The 18,566-nt window shown below is 38.6% G+C and carries 16 protein-coding genes; 7 read left to right on the forward strand and 9 right to left on the reverse strand.

What is annotated here, in order from left to right; translation table 11 throughout:
- Positions 1-239: 239 nt before the first annotated feature.
- Entirely contained in the window at positions 240-1,241 is a 1,002-nt protein-coding gene (galE, locus tag AC33VI_RS16195; protein WP_491783296.1) for a UDP-glucose 4-epimerase GalE, read from the reverse strand.
- A gap of 56 nt (positions 1,242-1,297) precedes the next feature.
- The gene (gene sds, locus AC33VI_RS16200) at positions 1,298-2,272 is read right to left on the reverse strand and encodes a solanesyl diphosphate synthase (RefSeq protein WP_491783297.1); all 975 of its coding nucleotides are present in this window, start codon (positions 2,270-2,272) and stop codon (positions 1,298-1,300) included.
- Between the two features lie 868 nt (positions 2,273-3,140).
- On the opposite strand from sds, the gene AC33VI_RS16205 reads away from it, so the two are divergent.
- A complete protein-coding gene (locus AC33VI_RS16205) occupies positions 3,141-3,299 on the forward strand; it encodes a hypothetical protein (RefSeq protein ID WP_491783298.1) in 159 nt (52 codons plus the stop codon).
- Between the two features lie 39 nt (positions 3,300-3,338).
- Here the strand turns inward: AC33VI_RS16205 and murI are convergent, their stop codons facing one another.
- From murI to AC33VI_RS16225, 4 genes are all read right to left on the reverse strand, one after another.
- A complete protein-coding gene (gene murI, locus AC33VI_RS16210; protein WP_491783299.1) occupies positions 3,339-4,172 on the reverse strand; it encodes a glutamate racemase in 834 nt (277 codons plus the stop codon).
- 92 nt (positions 4,173-4,264) lie between these two features.
- Positions 4,265-6,112 carry an N-acetylmuramoyl-L-alanine amidase gene (locus AC33VI_RS16215; protein WP_491783300.1) on the reverse strand — a complete coding sequence of 616 codons (1,848 nt, stop codon included), beginning with the start codon at positions 6,110-6,112 and terminating at the stop codon, positions 4,265-4,267.
- A 12-nt stretch (positions 6,113-6,124) separates the two neighbouring features.
- Positions 6,125-6,304, reverse strand: a complete 180-nt coding sequence (locus tag AC33VI_RS16220) for a hypothetical protein (protein WP_491783301.1) — start codon at positions 6,302-6,304, stop codon at positions 6,125-6,127.
- Between the two features lie 250 nt (positions 6,305-6,554).
- A complete protein-coding gene (locus AC33VI_RS16225; RefSeq protein ID WP_491783302.1) occupies positions 6,555-7,958 on the reverse strand; it encodes a cation:proton antiporter in 1,404 nt (467 codons plus the stop codon).
- 173 nt (positions 7,959-8,131) lie between these two features.
- On the opposite strand from AC33VI_RS16225, the gene AC33VI_RS16230 reads away from it, so the two are divergent.
- On the forward strand, positions 8,132-8,653 hold the full coding sequence (locus AC33VI_RS16230; RefSeq protein ID WP_491783341.1) for a DUF937 domain-containing protein: 522 nt from the start codon (positions 8,132-8,134) through the stop codon (positions 8,651-8,653).
- A gap of 93 nt (positions 8,654-8,746) precedes the next feature.
- On the opposite strand, the gene AC33VI_RS16235 is transcribed toward AC33VI_RS16230, so the two are convergent.
- Positions 8,747-10,147 carry a cation:proton antiporter gene (locus AC33VI_RS16235; RefSeq protein ID WP_491783303.1) on the reverse strand — a complete coding sequence of 467 codons (1,401 nt, stop codon included), beginning with the start codon at positions 10,145-10,147 and terminating at the stop codon, positions 8,747-8,749.
- 1,126 nt (positions 10,148-11,273) lie between these two features.
- On the opposite strand from AC33VI_RS16235, the gene AC33VI_RS16240 reads away from it, so the two are divergent.
- The 4 genes from AC33VI_RS16240 (at position 11,274) to AC33VI_RS16255 (ending at position 16,124) form a co-directional block, all read left to right on the forward strand.
- Complete coding sequence (locus AC33VI_RS16240) at positions 11,274-13,007, forward strand: diflavin flavoprotein (RefSeq protein WP_491783304.1); 1,734 nt, start codon at positions 11,274-11,276, stop codon at positions 13,005-13,007.
- A 174-nt stretch (positions 13,008-13,181) separates the two neighbouring features.
- Positions 13,182-13,691, forward strand: coding sequence for a phosphate-starvation-inducible PsiE family protein (locus AC33VI_RS16245; RefSeq protein ID WP_491783305.1), 510 nt, complete (start codon positions 13,182-13,184; stop codon positions 13,689-13,691).
- Between the two features lie 47 nt (positions 13,692-13,738).
- Positions 13,739-15,475, forward strand: a complete 1,737-nt coding sequence (locus tag AC33VI_RS16250) for a diflavin flavoprotein (protein ID WP_491783306.1) — start codon at positions 13,739-13,741, stop codon at positions 15,473-15,475.
- Between the two features lie 403 nt (positions 15,476-15,878).
- Positions 15,879-16,124, forward strand: a complete 246-nt coding sequence (locus tag AC33VI_RS16255; protein WP_491783307.1) for a MoaD/ThiS family protein — start codon at positions 15,879-15,881, stop codon at positions 16,122-16,124.
- 52 nt (positions 16,125-16,176) lie between these two features.
- On the opposite strand, the gene AC33VI_RS16260 is transcribed toward AC33VI_RS16255, so the two are convergent.
- Entirely contained in the window at positions 16,177-17,676 is a 1,500-nt protein-coding gene (locus AC33VI_RS16260) for a serine/threonine protein kinase (protein ID WP_491783308.1), read from the reverse strand.
- A gap of 139 nt (positions 17,677-17,815) precedes the next feature.
- Positions 17,816-17,983, reverse strand: coding sequence for a methyltransferase domain-containing protein (locus tag AC33VI_RS16265; RefSeq protein WP_491783342.1), 168 nt, complete (start codon positions 17,981-17,983; stop codon positions 17,816-17,818).
- 153 nt (positions 17,984-18,136) lie between these two features.
- Between AC33VI_RS16265 and AC33VI_RS16270 the strand changes: the two genes are divergently transcribed.
- Positions 18,137-18,550 carry a phasin family protein gene (locus AC33VI_RS16270; protein WP_491783309.1) on the forward strand — a complete coding sequence of 138 codons (414 nt, stop codon included), beginning with the start codon at positions 18,137-18,139 and terminating at the stop codon, positions 18,548-18,550.
- The last annotated feature ends 16 nt before the right edge of the window (positions 18,551-18,566 follow it).

Raw genomic sequence — 18,566 nt, forward strand, 5'->3', positions numbered from 1 at the left:
ACGACTATAAGTTGTTTCCGACGAGGCTTTTTGGTGATTTTAGCATCTGTGATTAAGGGAATGCCTTTACCTAAAGGCAGCTTTATTCCCGATTTTTCTCCAGCCCCTGGATGAATCTTAAAAACATACCCTTGAAAGGTCACCTCGTCCCCCAGTCACCCCGTCACCCCGTCACCCTGTCTCCTAGTCTCCTAGTCTCCTAGTCTCCTAGTCACCCAGTCTCCTAATCTTCTAATCTCCTAATCCCCATGTCGCTTCTGATGCCATTGCCAGGCATGAGCAATAATCTGCTTAAGATCGTCATAATTAGGATTCCAGCCCAATTTGTCTTTTACTTTTTTACTACTACCGACTAAAGTTGGCGCATCTCCCGCACGGCGATCGCTTTCAATGGCAGGAATATCTAAACCTGTTACCTCGCGAGCTGTTTCGATGACCTCTCTAACAGAAAAACCATTGCCATTCCCCAAATTAAAAACATCAGATTCTCCACCTGCAAGTAAATACTCCAAGCCTAAAACATGAGCGTCTGCTAAATCATTAACGTGAATATAATCCCGCACGCAAGTACCATCGGGAGTATCATAGTCAGTACCAAAAATATATAACGATTCTCTTTTTTTCAGGGCAGTAAGCAAAGCCAAAGGAATTAAATGAGTTTCTGGTTGGTGATCTTCTCCCAACAAGCCTCCTGGATCTGCACCACAAGCATTAAAATAGCGGAAGGCTACTGATTTAAGACCGAATGCGCGATCGAAGTCCCTCAAAATTTGCTCTACCATATCTTTGCTAGCAGCATAAGGGCTAAGGGGATTATGGGGATGATTTTCTGTCATGGGAACTTCTTTAGGCATTCCATATACAGCACAAGTAGAAGAAAAAACAATTTTATTAACGCCGTGTGCCAACATTGCTTCCAGAAGATTTAAGGTGCTAGCAACATTATTGCGATAATATTTCCCAGGTTCTTTCACTGATTCTCCTACTGCTATATAAGCAGCGAAGTGCATAACCGCATCAATCTGATAAGTTGTCAATAATTCATCTAAGACAGTGCGATCGCTCGTATCTCCGACAATCAACTTTAGCTGCAAGACATTATCGACTATCTCTTGATGCCCGTAAGATAAATTATCTAAAATAATTACTTCATAACCAGCTTTCTTCAAAGCTAATGCGGCGTGAGAGCCAATATAACCAGCACCACCAGTAACCAGAATAGTCTGCTTTTTAGCTGACATCTATCCAAATTCCTCCAAATAACTATTAACTTCGAGCTATCTTGAGCTAACTGAACCTAATATAAACGACTAACTACGTAATTAGTTAATTCTTGAAGGGCATCTTTGGAATCTGAAGGAGGCAGACAATTCAAACTTTCGGCTGCCATTTGCGTATGCTCTGCTGCTAGTTGACGAGCGCGATCGATACCATTGCTATTCTGAACTAGCTCTAATGCTTTACTCAGATCGTCTGATTCGGTAAATTCCCGTTCGATTAAAATCTCTAAGAAAGGTTCTTCTTCTAAAGCATAAAGCACTGGGGCAGTTAAATTACCACTGGCTAAATCCGAACCTGCTGGCTTGCCCAAAACTTCGGTCGAGCCAGTAAAGTCTAAAATGTCATCGACAATTTGAAAAGCCAAACCCAAATTACGACCGTAATCGTAAAGATGCTGGCTAACATCAACACTAGTATCGCTCAAAACTGCTGCTGCTTTAGCACTGTTGGCAATCAAAGAAGCGGTTTTATAGTAGCTTTTATCGAGATAGTTTTCAATGGACGCACTGATATCAAAACGATTCAAGCCCTGTAAAATTTCTCCTTCTGCAAAATCTCTGATTACTTCTGATAGTAATTTGACTACTTGAAGGTTATCAAGATTGGCTAAATACCAAGATGATTGGGCAAATAAAAAATCACCAGCTAATACGGCAATTTTATTATTAAACAGACTGTTTACTGTTTCTACGTTACGGCGTAAATCTGCTTCGTCTACCACATCATCGTGTACCAGACTGGCAGTATGAATCATTTCAGTAATTTCTGCCAAACGACGATGACGGCTGGTTAAATCACGATCTGACATAGTAGCTCTAGAAACCAACAAAACGATTGCTGGTCTAATTCGCTTTCCTCCAGCTTCAAACAAATGTTCGGCAGCAGCCCCCAAAATCGGGTGACGAGCACCAATTAGTTGTTTGAGGTTATCTGTCAGTATTTGCAGATCTTTTTCAACGGGTGCTAATAAAGAAGTAGTAGAAGATGTCATTGTTAAGCCAATTCTGGCAATTATCTTATTTAAGAAACTTTACATATTATTGTACTTATTTTAAGGGAAGCTAACCCGTTCGCAAACTATTAACTCTCAACTATAGAGTTTTAAGTTAAGAAAATGTAATTTTAAAGAGAATAAATACCGAGTAAATAGTCCAAATTAATACTAAGTGTGTTATACTGAAACCTAAGATTTTTAAAATTAGTAGTTGCTTGTGCGACATCAAAAATAGGAAAAAGCCCAGTTGTGTTGGTCTCGATAAATTTATTATTTATTAGAGCAGATATAGCTGACTGAATTTTCTTAATTTGAGATCTAGTTCTTGTTAGAAAAGAATGGTGGCGATCGCTCTACTGTAATACTGCGATTATTATTGCGGTTGACTTAGAGTTCGGTTAAGCTAAGATCGCTCGAATCGATAGAGCTAGATTTTTGGTGTAAATATCAATTAAGGATATTCTACCCACTTAACTGGATAGTTGCTTTGATAACTACCATAATTTTAAAAAATAAATATTGAGTAACGTTCGATAATTTGTTTCGCTGGTTACTTTTGGATATAGATATACTTGATTATTCTGAACATTTAACCTGTTGAAAATTCAGACATAATAAAAGTATGCAAATTGGTGTAAGGAATAGTTAGTCGATGGTCGAGGCCATCGATCAAAACATAGATCGCGTCGGTCGCTTATTAAACTTGCTTTATGAGCGTTAACTGGCGTTGTTAAAACTCTATCTAACTAGACAGATGAGGCAGATTCTCCTGCTTTGAAATAAGTTAAATTTATTTGACAAAATAACCATCTTTGAGTTTTTTACTCAATAAAAAACCGTTTAATTCAGTCTATCCACCAAGAAAATGAATTTCGTCAATCTACCAGTCTTCATTCTATTATTTGCCGCCATTTACCTTGTTAGTATTTACGTACTGTTGGGTTGGGCTCAGATGTTCAAACAAGGAAATAATCCCATAGCCAATAACTCTGAAGAAACCAAAAATCGGGTTAAGATGCCATAAACCTTGGCTTGTGTGAATATTTTAAAGTTATTTTCCAAGTTATTCAACTGGATTTAAAGCCAACATTTCTGATGGTAACTCTTGCATTGGTACTCGTGTTACTTGAGGATAGTAACCAAGCCATTGTTGGGAAAGCTGGGCAAATTGCTGGCAAGAGCCACTAGTATAAAAAAGAGTAGGTAAAGCAAAATTAGTATTGCGCAGTCCTAGCAAAGACAGTTCTTTCTCTGCAGCCACGACAATATGTTCTGCAGGGTCAATCGTTACGACCGAAATCGGCAATAAAGAACAAATAGTCTTTTCTAAATGCCGATAGTGAGTGCAGCCATAAATCAGAGTGTCGATATTTTTCTTGAGTAAAGGCTGAAGATATTCGCGAGCTACTTGTTTGGTATGTTCCGTATAAAGTTGATTCTGCTCGATTAGCTCGACAAATTTGGGACAAGGGACTTCCCAAACTTCTGCTTGGGGGTCAATTTCTTGAATTGCTTGACGATAGGCATGACTGCGAGCAGTGGCAGAGGTAGAAATCACGCCGATTCTTCTACCGACTTTGACTGCTGCTTTCGCTCCTGGAAGAATTACCCCCAAAATAGGAATATCATATTCTTGACGAACTGTTTCTAAAGCTAGAGCAGAACTAGTATTGCAAGCCATAATAATCATCTTGACACCTTGCTCGCACATCCAGTCAAGAATTTCTCGGACAAAAACAAGGATTTCTTCGGGAGATCTCTTACCATAGGGCAGTCTGGCGGAGTCGGCAAAATAGAGTAGAGATTCTGTAGGCATTTGCCGATACATTTCTCTCAAGACTGTTAAACCACCTACACCACTATCAAACAAACCAATTGGTCGAGCGCAATTTTTCATTCTTAAACTTTAAATCTTAAACAGTTATATTTTGGGTAATACAATTACTAATTAGAATCTAACTAAAGATAGTTCGTTATCCGTAAAAATACCTATAATTTATTTTGTTTAATATACTCTATAATTCCTCTGGCGATCGCTTCTGCCATTTGACGACGATGGTTGGGATTTTTCAGACGGGATGAATCCACTGCACCAGTTAAAAAACCGACTTCGACTAATACGGCGGGAGCTATAGAATGTCTGAGAACGTAAAATCGAGCGCGACGAATACCTCGGTTATCAATATTGACTCCATTAAGAATACTCCAATGTATAATTTCTGCCAAACGGCGACCGCTTTTGTAGTAATAAGTTTCCAAACCATTGACATCGGGACGGCTGAGGCTAATCGCGTTGGCGTGAATGCTGACAAACAAGTCGGCATCTAGATCGTTAGAAAGATCTGTTCGACCCTGTAAAGGAATAAAGCGATCGGTTTCTCTGGTCATGATGACTTCGATTCCTTGTTTTCTTAAGATTTCCGCTACATCTAAAGAAATAGGTAACACCACATCTTTCTCGCGAAAACCACCAATACCAACCGTACCTGGGTCTTTGCCTCCATGCCCTGGGTCAATAATTATGCGTGGGCGATCGCTTTTGGGTGGTGGAGTTGGGTTGCTGGGAATTGGTCTAGTTTTAGGTACTTTACCCAAACTGGGAGGCAAAAGGGGGGTATTGCCTTGGGGAAGGGGAGCAACTCCGACTTTGACTGGTAAAGCTACGGCATTATCTTCTGCTTGAATTTGTCCTAAACTATAGCGCAAACGAGTGGTTACTTCTAAGATAACTCGCCGATCTTCTTGACGCACTTTGAGTTGGGAAATAGGACTTCCCGCAACTAATTTCGGCCCTTTAAAATTATCGGCTAATTCTGCATTATCAATAATGATGCTATAAATGCCATTACTACTTCTAGAAGCAACCGCTGCTAGTTCATTATCGGCATGGATTAAAATTCGCTCGTCGTCGTCGGTTAGTTCGATTTCATCAATTAAACCCAACTCATCGCGATCGCTAGTTTTTACTTCTCCCATAGATTCTGCTGGTTCGGAATCGTCAGAAATAGCAATATTACCAGAGTCGGGCAATTTACCTTTGGGTACGAGTAATAAACCTTTGATGCGACTAAAAGTAGCCAACCAATCGGGACTGTTATCGTCCACCTTCATACTCATCAAGGCTTCAGAATCGTTGACCTGTTGGAATTCAATTTCTGCAACTCCATAGCGGTTGACAGCAACAGAGCTATCTAACAAATCTGAAGGAAGACTAATGCCCTCTAAAATAAAGTCAATGCGATCGCCTTTTCTTGACGAATCGATCTTAATTTGACGGTTGCCATCAATATCTACAAAAAAGCCATTTTTTGTAACTCTGATGTGGGGCGAATCGTCAACGGAGACTGTATTTAAGCTGGCTCTATTGGTTTCAGGTAAAGATTCGGTCAGTTCTACTTGAGGCAGATCTAACTCTTGGCTTTCATTATCATCGGCAAAATCGATCCGAGATACTTTTGGTTCGGGAAATTCTACTTCCCACTCTGTAGGAGAAACACCTTTAAATTCAATACGGTCTGGGTCTAAAGTATAACCAGGGGCGAGTTCCACCACAATTCGAGCCACATCAGATTCTGGTTGCCCGATGCGAAAGCCCCGAATAGCACCGCTATAGGTTTCTTTGACAGTTTCTCTACCTAAAGTAGTTCCTGGCAAGTCAATGACCAAACGAGTTGGATTGCTTAATAACTGTGCTTCGGGTTGTACCCCCTCATCGGTCGCGAAAGTTAAATTATTATCTTCAGATTTCAATTCCCAATCAATAATTTTTCCTGCCTCAGCGGGGGAACAAAATAAAAAAACGCCTATAAAACCTGATAATAGCCAGTGAAATCTCACAATGATTGCTCCTTACATACAGTAGGTAACTGAGCCGTTAGATACGGTAAGCCAAGACTCGGCTCCTAGACTAAAACCTGGGGTGTAAAGTTGGTGGTGCAATCGAAATAATGGGGTAGAAAAGTCGTGGGGTAAGAGGGTCATTTTCGAGCCTGATTCAACCTGGACTTGACTTTGATTTTCCATATTCATAATGGTGTAATTCCCCAAACTTGAATACCAACAATAATTTAGCACCCAATGCCATTGTTCTAGAAGGAGCAGGATATAACTCAAAGAGTTCTGAGTCAATTCCATTAGAACTCTATAATACCCATTCTTGAATTTCGATCTATCGAGACGTAAAAAGAAGCAATTAGGTTTCATAAACTATTTTTTTCCGACGATCGCAAAGCTAGTTGAACTTTTGCGCCTTGGTTACGAGCTTCGCCTAATTATGTTGTCATTCTCCAACTTTGTCCACCGATTCTGTTAAGGTTTCCCGTTCCTTAAACACCAAGCGCAGTAAAGGAGGAGCGACAAATGTAGTCGAGATCACCATCACAATGATTGCTGCTTCCGTAGCTTCAGATAGCGCGCCACTAGCAGAACCTACTCCCGCAAAGACTAAACCTACTTCTCCTCTGGGAATCATTCCCACACCAATTGCTAATTTATTGAGTTCGGGATTGCCAAAAACCGTAAAGCCAGTAATAACTTTACCCAGGATAGCAACTAAAATTAAAAATGTGGCAATAATCAATCCTTCCTGATTGCTAGGAACGGCAGGATTGAGGACGCTGAGGTCGGTTTTTGCTCCCACACAGACAAAAAATATGGGAACTAAAATATCGGCGACGGGAATTACTTGTTCTTCTAGTTCTTTACGTTTTTCAGTTTCGGCTAAAATTAAACCCGCAGCAAATGCACCTAAAATTCCTTCGAGATGAATTACAGTAGCAATATAGGAAAGGGAAAAAGCAAAAACTAAACCTGTAATTAGGACTTCTCCTCTAGTTTTCATTTCATTAACTAAGCCGACTAGTAAAGGACTAACCAAGCGACCTAATAAAATCGAGCCAATTAAGAATACTGCTGCACTAATTACTAGATAAACAATGTTACTTATTTGAATTTCACCAGTTTTGACCAAGCTAGCAACCACTGCCAAAACAACGATCCCCAAGATATCGTCTAGTACTGCTGCACCAATAATAATTTGACCTTCTTCGGAACTTAATTCCCCTAATTCTGCTAAGACTTTGGCAGTAATCCCAATACTAGTAGCAGTTAAAGCAGCCCCTGCAAAAATAGCAGGTATCACAGGAGTACCAAAGATATAAACTAGACCCAAAGTACCACTAACAAAAGGAGCAACAACTCCTACAACAGCCACTACCGCAGCAATTGGCCCAACGCGAATCAATTCTTTGAGATCGGATTCTAAACCAATCTCAAATAGCAAGATAATTACTCCTAATTCCGATAGGAGAGAAATTACTTCGCTTTGAGCTTCAAATACCGACGATGCTGCTTCAGGAGGCAATCCTGCGGTACTTTGCAGCATACTGATAATTAAAGAGTCTTCTGGGGAACTGTTTTCGGGGAAAACTAACAAACGAAAAGCAGAAATTCCAATTAAAACACCGCCGACTAATTCTCCTAAAACTGGTGGTAAATTGATTCGAGAACAAATTTCTCCTCCCAGTTTGCTGGCAAAGTAAATAATGACTAAACTCAGCAAAACCCCAGCTAGGACTAGAGTTCCTTCTTCGGCATCGGATTCTGTCGCTGCTTCGGTAGCAGTAGCAATTAAAGACGAACTATCCAGCCAATTCCAAGTAAACGTATGCAAAAAATCGGTCATATTTTCGGTAAAAAAATTTTCTCTAATTTATTAGCTTATCGTCATACCTCCCCCTCTGATGTTCGTAAGGTCTATCTGAGGAAGAATTTGATGAATAAAATCACCATAAAAAGTCTTTAGAGATGATTTCGATCGATAATTTAGATCGATACAAAATTATGAACAAGAGCAAGATGAGTATTGTCAATCAAATTTTAGATGCGATCGATAATCCTGAAATGGAAGCAAGCGGCAGTCAATTGGGATCGATTGTCGATACCATACAACAATTGAGTCAAAATTATAATGCCAATCCCGATGCGATTCAATCGGCGATGTCTATAGTGGGTAACTATACAAAATCAGCCTTGCAAGAAAAACGCAATCATGGTGATATTTCTCAAGTCAATCAATTAGTCAATCAATTTGGCGGTACGAGGGCTAACTCGCAAATTTTATCTGCTTTATTTAATAGTTCTCAAGTGCAGCAGATGGTCGCTCAAATTAGTCGTCGTACGGGTTTGAATTCTCAAACTATCATGGCTTTGTTACCAATTTTAATTCCTTTGGTTTTAAATTTTCTCAAAACTGGCAATCGTAGGGGTAACGTCCAAGCTCAAAATCCAGTAGTCAACGATTTCCTAGATTCTGATGGAGATGGAGATGTAGATCTGAATGATGCTATTAGTTTGGCATATCGCTATCTACTGAGATAGCTAATTAAATGGTAATAAAAAGCGATCGCTTTTTAATAATGCGATCGCTTTTTTGGTTTTTAATTTCTCTATACAACTGCCAATCGTTATAGGTTAATTAGTAGCTGCTAAGTCGGCTGTTTTCTCGACTTCTGTTTCTGCCACTGTTTCTGTATCTTGGAAAGCAAAACGTAACAAAGGAGGAGCAATAAAGGTAGTGAGAATCACCATGATAATAATCGCTGCTTGTAAGGGTTTATCTAAAACACCACTAGCTGCACCAATACCTGCAAATACCAAGCCAACTTCTCCCCGAGGAATCATGCCGATGCCAATTGCCAAGCGATTGACTTTCTCCTTACCAATAGTTGCCCAGCCAGTAATCAATTTACCGATAATAGCAACCACGATTAGAAAAGCGGCAATTACCAATCCTTGACGGTTATCCGCGCTACTGGGGTTGAGAACGCTTAAATCTACTTTTGCACCTACCGATACAAAGAAAATTGGAACTAAAATATCAGCGATGGGAATGATTTGTTGGTCGAGTTCTTTACGTTTATCAGTTTCATCTAAGACCAAACCCGCTGCAAAAGCTCCAAGAATTGCTTCTAAATGAATGGCATGAGCCAAAAATGCCATCGAAAAAGCAAATACTAAAGCAGGAATAACCAACTTGCCTCTAGTCTGTAGTTTTTCAGCAACTGCTACAAAACTTTTGTTAAAGAATTTTCCTAAAAAGATCGAACCCAACAAGAATGTAGTCGCACTGATAATCAAGTAAATTAAATTAGCGACATCTACTTCCCCTGTTTTTGCCAAGCTTGCTACGACTGCCAAAACAATAATGCCCAACACATCATCAATCACCGCAGCCCCAACAATGATTTGACCTTCGGTAGATTTGAGTTGTCCTAGTTCTGATAGCACCTTGGAGGTAATACCGATACTAGTAGCAGTTAATGCTGCCCCAGCAAAGATGGCGGGGATGGTTGGCATATTGAAGATAGCAATCAAACCCACTGTACCAGCTACAAAAGGAGCAACAACACCCACTACGGCAACGATAGCTGCTGTAGCACCGACTTTTTGTAGTTCCCTGATATCTGACTCTAAACCAATTTCAAAGAGGAGAATAATTACCCCTAGTTCGGCTAAAACCGAAATTACTTCACTAGAAGAAGCAAATACTTCGCCAATATTTTCGGGATTTAAACCAGCAACTTTTTGCAAAATAGTAATGACTATCGAGTCGCTAGCTACTGCACCTGTTTCGGGAAAGACTAAAAGATGTAATGCGGAAATGCCTACTACAACCCCTGCCACTAATTCTCCTAATACAGGAGGTAAATCTACTAACTTGGAGAGTTCTCCACCCAATTTACTAGCTAGATAGATGAAAACCAAACTTAATAAAACACCTGCCAACACCATTGGCGCGTTTTCGACCGTGGTTTCGGTGGCTAAAAAAGGTGTTGAAAATAGCAAATCGATTCCTGATGCTAGATTGAACATATATTACTTGTTATGTGATTTTTTTAAAAAGCTTGCTTACCAAACTCAGCTAAGAGGGATTTGCTCCTAGCTGGAAAAATCAATCAATCGCTATTGTCGATCGTTGAACACCATAGTTTTTTTTCTATGTAGTTTATTTTTTGATAGCAAAAAGTCTATGATAAAGATATTACCAGTAACTTCCACAAAATCCAAGAGTTTGGGGATTAATTGTTCAAAAGTTTTACTTAAGAAAAACTAATATATCTTTAGCAACTCGATCTTACGGGTTTATGGGGAGTGGCAAGCAGTTAATTTCGAGACGTTACTTACTTGCACATAAGCTACGGTAGATTTTTATCTAAATTGTGGTGTTGATTGTTAGTTAATTACAACAGGCTATAAGTTAGTCTTATAACTTTATTAGTGTAAATATAGCAGTTTTCATTTTTAATGCAGTACAGTCAAGACCTCGGTTTTTGTTGATGGCTGTCCTCAAGGATACCGCGACCCATAGTGGTTGATTGTGTATACTTTACCAATTTAGAGAAACCCTATAGTTAGGACTTGCTAAATAAGTCAAAACTACAAAAATAGTGATAATTGAATTTAATAAAAAATTGCTATCAGACCAATAAAAGGCTCTTACCTATTTATCAAATAAATCATTCATATAATTCTGAAAAATATTTTAATTATTGGTTGATATGTGCATCTAAAAACAAAACTTATTCTAAAGTTAAAATATTTTTTTTGTTATTTAAAATACTGTTTATGGATAATAGAGTTAAAAATAAATCAAAGTTTTTTTGAGCAAAATAATTTTAATATTGAACTATATCTATAGTTATCTTCTCTTTAAAGGCATATCGGGTAAGTATAAAATCTATCAAAAATAGAAATGGTGCATATCATAAGCCAGACTGATATCTCAAGTAAAAAATAAGTATTTGGCAAAATCTATAGGATTAAGTCACCATAAAAAAAGAGAGCAAAAGCAATTATTGTTTTTTGAAAAGTAGATGAATTAGTTTTCAAATTTTGACGGTATTTAATAATAGAAACTAAAACTGAATCAGTTTCAATCTACTACAGCCTTTTAGCCAAAGAATTTTACTTAAAACTTTAAATTAGGAGTAATTGAACTATGGTTGCAATCATCGAAACCCCTAAAAAAAATATTCAATCCACAGCTAGATTAACCCTACAAACTATAGAAATCGCCGAAGAAACTAAAGCAATTCGCTGTCTTGATTGGGATCGCGATCGCTTTGATATTGAGTTTGGCTTACAAAATGGTACGACCTACAATTCTTTTATTATTCGAGGGGACAAGCTGGCTTTAGTCGATACTACTCACGCCAAGTTTCGCGCCTTATATCTGGATTTATTAACCAAAGAAATCGATCCAACTAAATTAGATTATTTAATTATCAGTCATACCGAACCCGATCATAGTGGATTGGTAAAGGATATTTTGGCACTCGCTCCTCAAGTTACGGTAGTGGGGGCAAAGGTAGCAATTAAATTTCTGGAAAATATGGTGCATCAGCCCTTTGAATCTCTGATTGTCAAGAATGGCGATCGCCTGGATTTGGGACAGGGACACGAATTAGAGTTTGTTTCCGCACCGAATTTACATTGGCCCGACACCATGTTTACCTATGACTATAAAACTCAATTACTCTATACTTGCGATGCCTTTGGTCTGCACTATTGTGACGAATTGACCTATGACGAAGATTTGGAACTCATCGAAGAAGACTTTGAATATTATTACGACTGCTTGATGAAACCCAATGCTCGTTCGGTATTGGGAGCGATTAAGCGGATGGGCAAACTAGAAGTAGCAACTATCGCTACAGGTCACGGACCTCTATTAAAACACCATCATAAAGAATTAGTCGATCGCTATCAAAGATGGAGTAAAGCACAGACTAAAACCGAAACTTTTGTGGCTCTATTTTATGGGGAAGACTACGGCTACAGCGAGGATCTGGCTAGAGCGATCGCTGAAGGGATTATGAAAACGGAAGTGACAGTAGAATTGGTTAACTGGAAAGACACCGAACCCCAAGAAGTTAGAGAACTGGTAGCCCAAGCAGCAGGTATAGTTGTGGGAATGCCATCCCAAGAAGATCGAGAAGCTAGTACTATCCTCAGTACAATTTTGGCAGCGGTCAACAATAAACAGGCAATTGGTTTATTTGAGTCGGGGGGAGGTGAAGACGAACCAATTTATCCCTTACGCAATGGATTTCAGGAGATTGGACTGGTAGAAGCCTTTCCCCCAATCTTAGTCAAACAAGCTGCCGAATCTGCCACCAAGTATCTCTGTGAAGAAGCAGGTACGGATTTGGGACAATGGCTAACCAGAGATCGTACCGTCAAACAAATCAAAGCGATCGATAATACTTTACAAAAAGCTTTGGGTAGAATCAGTAATGGCTTATATATCATTACTGCAACCAAAGAAGAAGTTTCTAGTGCCATGGTGGCATCTTGGGTGATTCAAGCCAGTCTGTCTCCTTTGGGTATTGCTATTGCCGTAGCTAAAGATCGGGCGATCGAATCTTTTTTACAAATCGGCGATCGCTTTGTCTTAAATGTCTTAGAAGAAGGCAAAGAACGTCATCTAGTCAAACACTTTCTCAAACGTTTTGCTCCTGGGGCAAATCGATTTGCAGGTATTAAAACCGTACCTGCTAGTAATGGTTCGCCAATTATTGCCGATTCTCTGGCATATATCGAATGTGAAGTTCAAAGCCGACTGGAATGTAGCGATCATTGGTTGATTTATAGTACCGCACAAATTGGCAGAGTTTCTAAGGTTGGTGCTTTAACTGCCGTTCATCATCGCAAAGTTGGGAATCATTATTAGTTTTTAGTTTTTAGTTTTTAGTGATCAGTTTTTAAGGTGGGGAAATTAGCAAAACTCATAACATTCGAGCAATCAAAAGCTATTTTTGCCCACCTTAAGATTTAGCCCTTAGTTCCCAAGGACAAAAACACTAAATCCTCACTTCTTCTCTACTCCTCTACACTGTTATTAATCATGCAAAAACTTGTCGATTCGTCACCGATTCCCTGGCACAAATTACTCAACAGTGGTGGAGTCATTAATGTTTTGGAATTTGTTCAAGACTCTATCATTATCTCTCTTTGCATTGGTTTATTTGGTTTTATGACACTTCAGTTACGAGAAATGTTTGTGTCTTTATTGCCACCGTTAAATTTTACGCGAGTTACGGCTGACATTTTGTTTGTGCTGATTTTGGTGGAATTATTCCGCTTACTAATCATTTATCTACAAGAACGCCGAGTATCTATTGGCGTCGCCGTTGAAGTTTCCATAGTATCGGTTTTAAGAGAAATTATCGTCAAAGGGATTTTAGATATCCCCTGGAGTCAAGTATTAGCCACCTGTTCTTTTTTATTAGTTCTAGCAGTTTTATTAATTGTCAGAGTTTGGCTACCTCCCACTTTTGAAGGTGTCGATCCAGAACAAAAAATATCCCTCCGACACAGACAAAGGGTAACCAATGAAAAAGTCACTAGTAATTAATCACGAAAGACAAAACACAATCAACCATTAACCATTAATCATTAATCATGTCACAAACCAAAAATCAATTAAAACCCATCAAAAATAGAGACGTTCAAATAGCTGAGATTGCTACCGATACTCAAATATTGCGATCGCGTACTTGGGATCGATTAAAGTTTGAAGTAGAATATTCTCGCCAAAAAGGTACGACTTCTAATTCTTATTTAATTCAGGGGGATAAAACCGCATTAATCGATCCTCCAGGAAAATCTTTTACCAAGGTTTATTTAGAAACTCTGGCTCACAACCAGTTACAGGGATTGGACTACATAATTCTCCAGCACGTTAACCCCAACCGTCTGGCAACGGTACAAACTTTGGCAGGATATGCTCCCCATGCCCAAATCATTTGTACTAAATTAGCAGCAAGATCTCTTAAGGGGGCATTAATATTTCCTCAATGGAAGTCGCGAGTGCGTATTGTTCGGGATGGAGATATTTTAGACTTGGGCAAAGGGCATCAACTACAGTTTATTGGTGCGACTACTCCCCGTTGGGTTGATGGTTTGTGTACCTACGATCCTCAAACCAAAATTCTTTATACCGATAAGTTGTTTGGCTCTCATTTATGTAATGATGATGTCTTCGATCGCAACAGTCAAAAGTTAGATGTCGAACGTCGTTTTTATTTTGATTGTCTCCACGCAGCCCAAACTAAACAAGTCAAAGATATTTTAGATAAGTTTGATTCTTTATCGAGCAAAATTTATGCACCAGCCCACGGTTCTTTAGTTAAATACAGTCTCAGTCGCTTTAGCTACGATTATCGTCAGTGGTGCGAACAACAAAACCGCCAAGAATTTAAAGTTGCTTTGCTTTATGCTTCGGCATACGGTAACACGGCAATTTTAGCTAATGCGATCGCTCAAGGGCTAATTCAAACTGAAGTAGAAGTAGAATTAATTAACTGCGAATTAGCCTCAACCGAAGAAATCACCCAATCGATTCAAACTTGTGATGGCTTCATTATTGGTTCGCCCACATTAGGCGGTCATGCCCCTACCCAAATCCAAACTGCTTTGGGAATTATTTTAGCCAATGCAGCTAAAACCAAGTTAGCTGGAGTATTTGGTTCTTATGGCTGGAGTGGAGAAGCAGTCGCTATGTTGGAAAATAAATTAACAGAAGCCCATTATGACTTCGGTTTTGAGCCGATTCGCGTCCGCTTTAGTCCCAACATCAATACTTTAAAAGAATGTATCCAAGCAGGAAAAAAATTCACTTCCAAACTAAAAAAAGCCAAGAGGTTGCGTATTCCTCGTCAAGCAATAACTGAAACTCAAATCAATCGTACCGAACAAGCAGTCGGTAGAGTTGTGGGTTCGCTATGCGTTCTAACTACCCATAAAAACAACGTTCATCGTGGGGTACTAACTTCTTGGGTATCTCAAGCTACTTTTAATCCCCCTGGGGTGATGATTGCTTTGGCTGAAGAAGATAATCTCAATTTAATTGGCGAACTAGGGGATAAATTTGTACTTAATATCTTGAAAGAAGGCAGAAGCGTAAGAAGAAATTTTAGCAATCGCAGTACCGATTCCTTTGGTAATTTGATTACTAAGCCTGCCGACAATGGTTGCCTAATTATTGAAGAAGCTTTAGCTTATATCGAATGTCGGGTTCAAGGACATTTACCTTCGGGCGATCGCACTTTAATTTATGCGATCGTCGAAAAAGGTGAAGTATTACAAGATCGAGGAGTTACCGCCATACAACATCGCAAGTCTGGGAGATATTATTAGTTCCTCCTTGTAGTTGGTAATGGGCATTATGGCGATATCGCTTTAAGTATTTCTACTTAAGCAAAAAGTAGGATGCTCCCTGTTCTATGTGCAAGTATTGTAATTATTGTCATTACAATAATGTGCTTAATTCCTGTTTGCATCTTTGTTCAAAACACGACTTGGAAGGTTTCTAAATTAGAGAATATTTAACTAAGAACAAAAATACTTATGAAGGCTCGCTCGCCTCCAGAATTTGTGCGGTAGATTTTCCCTGAAGAATTAAGCTTTGAGTTAATTCAAGTAAGTTATGTAAAGTTCCAAGTCGTGTTCTATACTAAATATTTTCCCATTTTGATGAAATATTTTATTTTTTCCCAGGGGATTTTCTTCAGTTCCAGAGTTACACAGGGTGTAAAAGGTTATGAAAGTAAAGATTAAATTATTTGCAATCTATCAAGAGGTTTTCGATCGCTCGGAATTGGATTTAACTTTGAATCAAAATACTACTGTAGGAGATGTATTGAGGTCTTTAATCGAACAAAAACCAGAGTTAAAAAAATGGCAGGAAGTTACTCGATTTGGAGTTAATTTACAGTTTGTCGAATCCAATACCCTACTTCAGGATGGTGATGAATTGGTTTTGATTCCTCCTGTTAGTGGGGGCTGATTTTTCTACTCAAGATTCCACAAGAGAAGTTATTCTAAATTGTAAATACTCATTACTTTTGGTGAAAACCAGTTTTCCAAACGGCTAAATAGATTTGATTTTGAGGGTTGCGTTGAATGACTCCTTCTAAATTGTTAGCGCGAAATTTTTGTTTGTCGCTTTGTTGATTGATTACTTTTTCTACTTGACGATCTATTTCCGTTGAATAGTCAGTCATTAATAATTGTTTTAAAGTATGTTCTATTTCTATGGCTTTTACTGATTCATCAAAAGAAACTTCCGTCTGATAGATCGTTCCTGTCTCAACATCGGATAAGTAACCAAGATCGACTTTGGGAATAAAATCCTGATATAAAAATGCTTTACTATTAGCCCAATAACCTTTACTGGTATGGGTAGGTTTGCCTAAAGAACTTTTGATTTTTGCTATAGGAACGCCAACTCTAAATGCAGGTATATTTAATTGAGGTTGGGGTTCGGAGTTGGAGGTTGCTTCTAGATTCTTAGTAAGATGTTCGAGATCGAGACTGGTTAAAGATTGACTATCGCCTTGGTTTTCAGTGAGGAAAGAGAAATCGAAATTAAGAGTAGCAAAAGCTGCGCCCAATACACCCAATCCTAAAGAGAAGAGAATTGAGACTATTTTCATTTCTGCTGTTAGCCAAAACTTCTTTTTAAAAGGAGAAAATGCTGTTGCAGAAATATCGATCGATTGAGGGAACAAGGCTTGTAACATGGCTTCTGCCTCTATAAAACGATCGCCTGGATGGGGAGAAATGGCTCGATTTATGATTCTAGTCAGATTAGTCGATATGGGAGAAGATTCTTTTTCCCATAAAATTTTGTTGTTATAAGGATTGGTATCTAATTCTGCTGGAGTTTTAGCGGTTAATAAATATACCGCGATTAATCCCAAACTATAAAGATCGTCGGCGCAAGAAGATATTTCTAATTCTGACTCTGGAGGAATGTATCGCTCGCGATTTGCCACAGCTAAATTATAGCCATTTGACCTTTTAGTTTTTGTTGCTAATTTTTGGACTTTGCCAAAATAAATAGGTACGGGTAAATATTTTGATTTTGCCGAGGGATCGAGCTTAGTTTGCTGGCGTAAAACAACACTACTAGGGCTTAATTCTCGATAGACAATACCATATTGATGAATATATTGAAGCACCGACAAAATGCTGCTTAAAATCTCTTTGACTTCCGATTCTGGCAATTTGCCTTCTTGTTGGACTTTTTGTTTGAGGGTTATTCCTTCAATCCACTCCCGAACTAAATAAAATTCTTCTCCATCCTTAAAATATTCATAGAGTTGGGGGATCTGCCGATTATTACCGCTCAAAAGCTTCAAGATACTAGCTTCTCTCTCGAAAATAGTTCTCCAGGTTCTGGCTTGAGGATCGCCTAAAATCGGTCTAAATTTTTTGATAATATAACGACAAAAAAAAGACGAACCTTTACCTCTAGCTAAATATGTTTCGCTAAAAAGATTCTTACCGAGAATCTTGAGAATTGTGTATTTATTATTGATTGTTTCGCCCTTCATCCAAGTAATTGAAGTAATTAAAAATATAACTGATGCTAGCTAGCACGAGCGGGCGGGAAAACCGCTTTATTTCGTGTTCGACTCCACTCTAATATTAACCTCAGTTCGGGATAAGAGTATTAACTAGTTAGGGTAGCTATTAGTTTTTAGTCTTTAGTTCCTCACCAGCAGTAATCCAGCTAACGTTACTATGGAATCGAGCTTGCGATCGCATTATGGTTGAAGGTTCGATCGCCATTACTTTATATCCTCGTTCGGCGATCGCATTACTATAATTTCCCTTACCCGCACCAACATCGGCAATGATTTTTCCTGGGCTAAGATCTAAGAATTATATAAAGTCATAAATATTTACTGCAAGATTATCGTAAATTCCGAACTTTTACTGTAATTTATTCAATTTGCGATTGATATAAACTAAAAATAAATTGTAAAGCGATCGAAAGGAAGGTGAAAGAATATGTCTGGTTTTGAAGATCTTGCCAAAAAAGCTTTTTATATGGGTGTTGGCTTTGCATCCTACGCTCAAGAAAAAGCCAACGACAATTTTAAAGAATTGAGAACTCAAGCACAAAGTCTCGCCGATGAAATGGTGGAAAGGGGTAAAATTAATACTGAAGAAGCTCGTAAGTTTGTTGACGAACTGGTAGAACAAGCTCAAAAACAAGTAGTTACAGGTACTGATAATAATAATTCAGAATCGAGAGAACCTCGTCGGATTGAAATTATTGATGAAGAAGAACCTCAACCCAAAGCTAAATCCACAGCAACACCTCAGCCAGAAACATCTACTAACAGCCCAGAAAATGACGATTTGCGCCAACAAGTAGAATCTTTGAAGGAAGAATTACGTCGTTTGAAATCAGAAATGTGATAATAGGTAAGGCATG

Source organism: Waterburya sp., assembly GCF_058530065.1.

Bases quoted from the DNA above. Each gene is read 5' to 3' on its own strand.
- galE (WP_491783296.1), bottom strand. From the start codon at position 1,241: ATGTCAGCTAAAAAGCAGACTATTCTGGTTACTGGTGGTGCTGGTTAT.
- sds (WP_491783297.1), bottom strand. From the start codon at position 2,272: ATGACATCTTCTACTACTTCTTTATTAGCACCCGTTGAAAAAGATCTG.
- AC33VI_RS16205 (WP_491783298.1), top strand. From the start codon at position 3,141: ATGAATTTCGTCAATCTACCAGTCTTCATTCTATTATTTGCCGCCATT.
- murI (WP_491783299.1), bottom strand. From the start codon at position 4,172: ATGAAAAATTGCGCTCGACCAATTGGTTTGTTTGATAGTGGTGTAGGT.
- AC33VI_RS16220 (WP_491783301.1), bottom strand. From the start codon at position 6,304: ATGAATATGGAAAATCAAAGTCAAGTCCAGGTTGAATCAGGCTCGAAA.
- AC33VI_RS16225 (WP_491783302.1), bottom strand. From the start codon at position 7,958: ATGACCGATTTTTTGCATACGTTTACTTGGAATTGGCTGGATAGTTCG.
- AC33VI_RS16230 (WP_491783341.1), top strand. From the start codon at position 8,132: ATGAGTATTGTCAATCAAATTTTAGATGCGATCGATAATCCTGAAATG.
- AC33VI_RS16235 (WP_491783303.1), bottom strand. From the start codon at position 10,147: ATGTTCAATCTAGCATCAGGAATCGATTTGCTATTTTCAACACCTTTT.
- AC33VI_RS16240 (WP_491783304.1), top strand. From the start codon at position 11,274: ATGGTTGCAATCATCGAAACCCCTAAAAAAAATATTCAATCCACAGCT.
- AC33VI_RS16245 (WP_491783305.1), top strand. From the start codon at position 13,182: ATGCAAAAACTTGTCGATTCGTCACCGATTCCCTGGCACAAATTACTC.
- AC33VI_RS16250 (WP_491783306.1), top strand. From the start codon at position 13,739: ATGTCACAAACCAAAAATCAATTAAAACCCATCAAAAATAGAGACGTT.
- AC33VI_RS16255 (WP_491783307.1), top strand. From the start codon at position 15,879: ATGAAAGTAAAGATTAAATTATTTGCAATCTATCAAGAGGTTTTCGAT.
- AC33VI_RS16260 (WP_491783308.1), bottom strand. From the start codon at position 17,676: ATGAAGGGCGAAACAATCAATAATAAATACACAATTCTCAAGATTCTC.
- AC33VI_RS16270 (WP_491783309.1), top strand. From the start codon at position 18,137: ATGTCTGGTTTTGAAGATCTTGCCAAAAAAGCTTTTTATATGGGTGTT.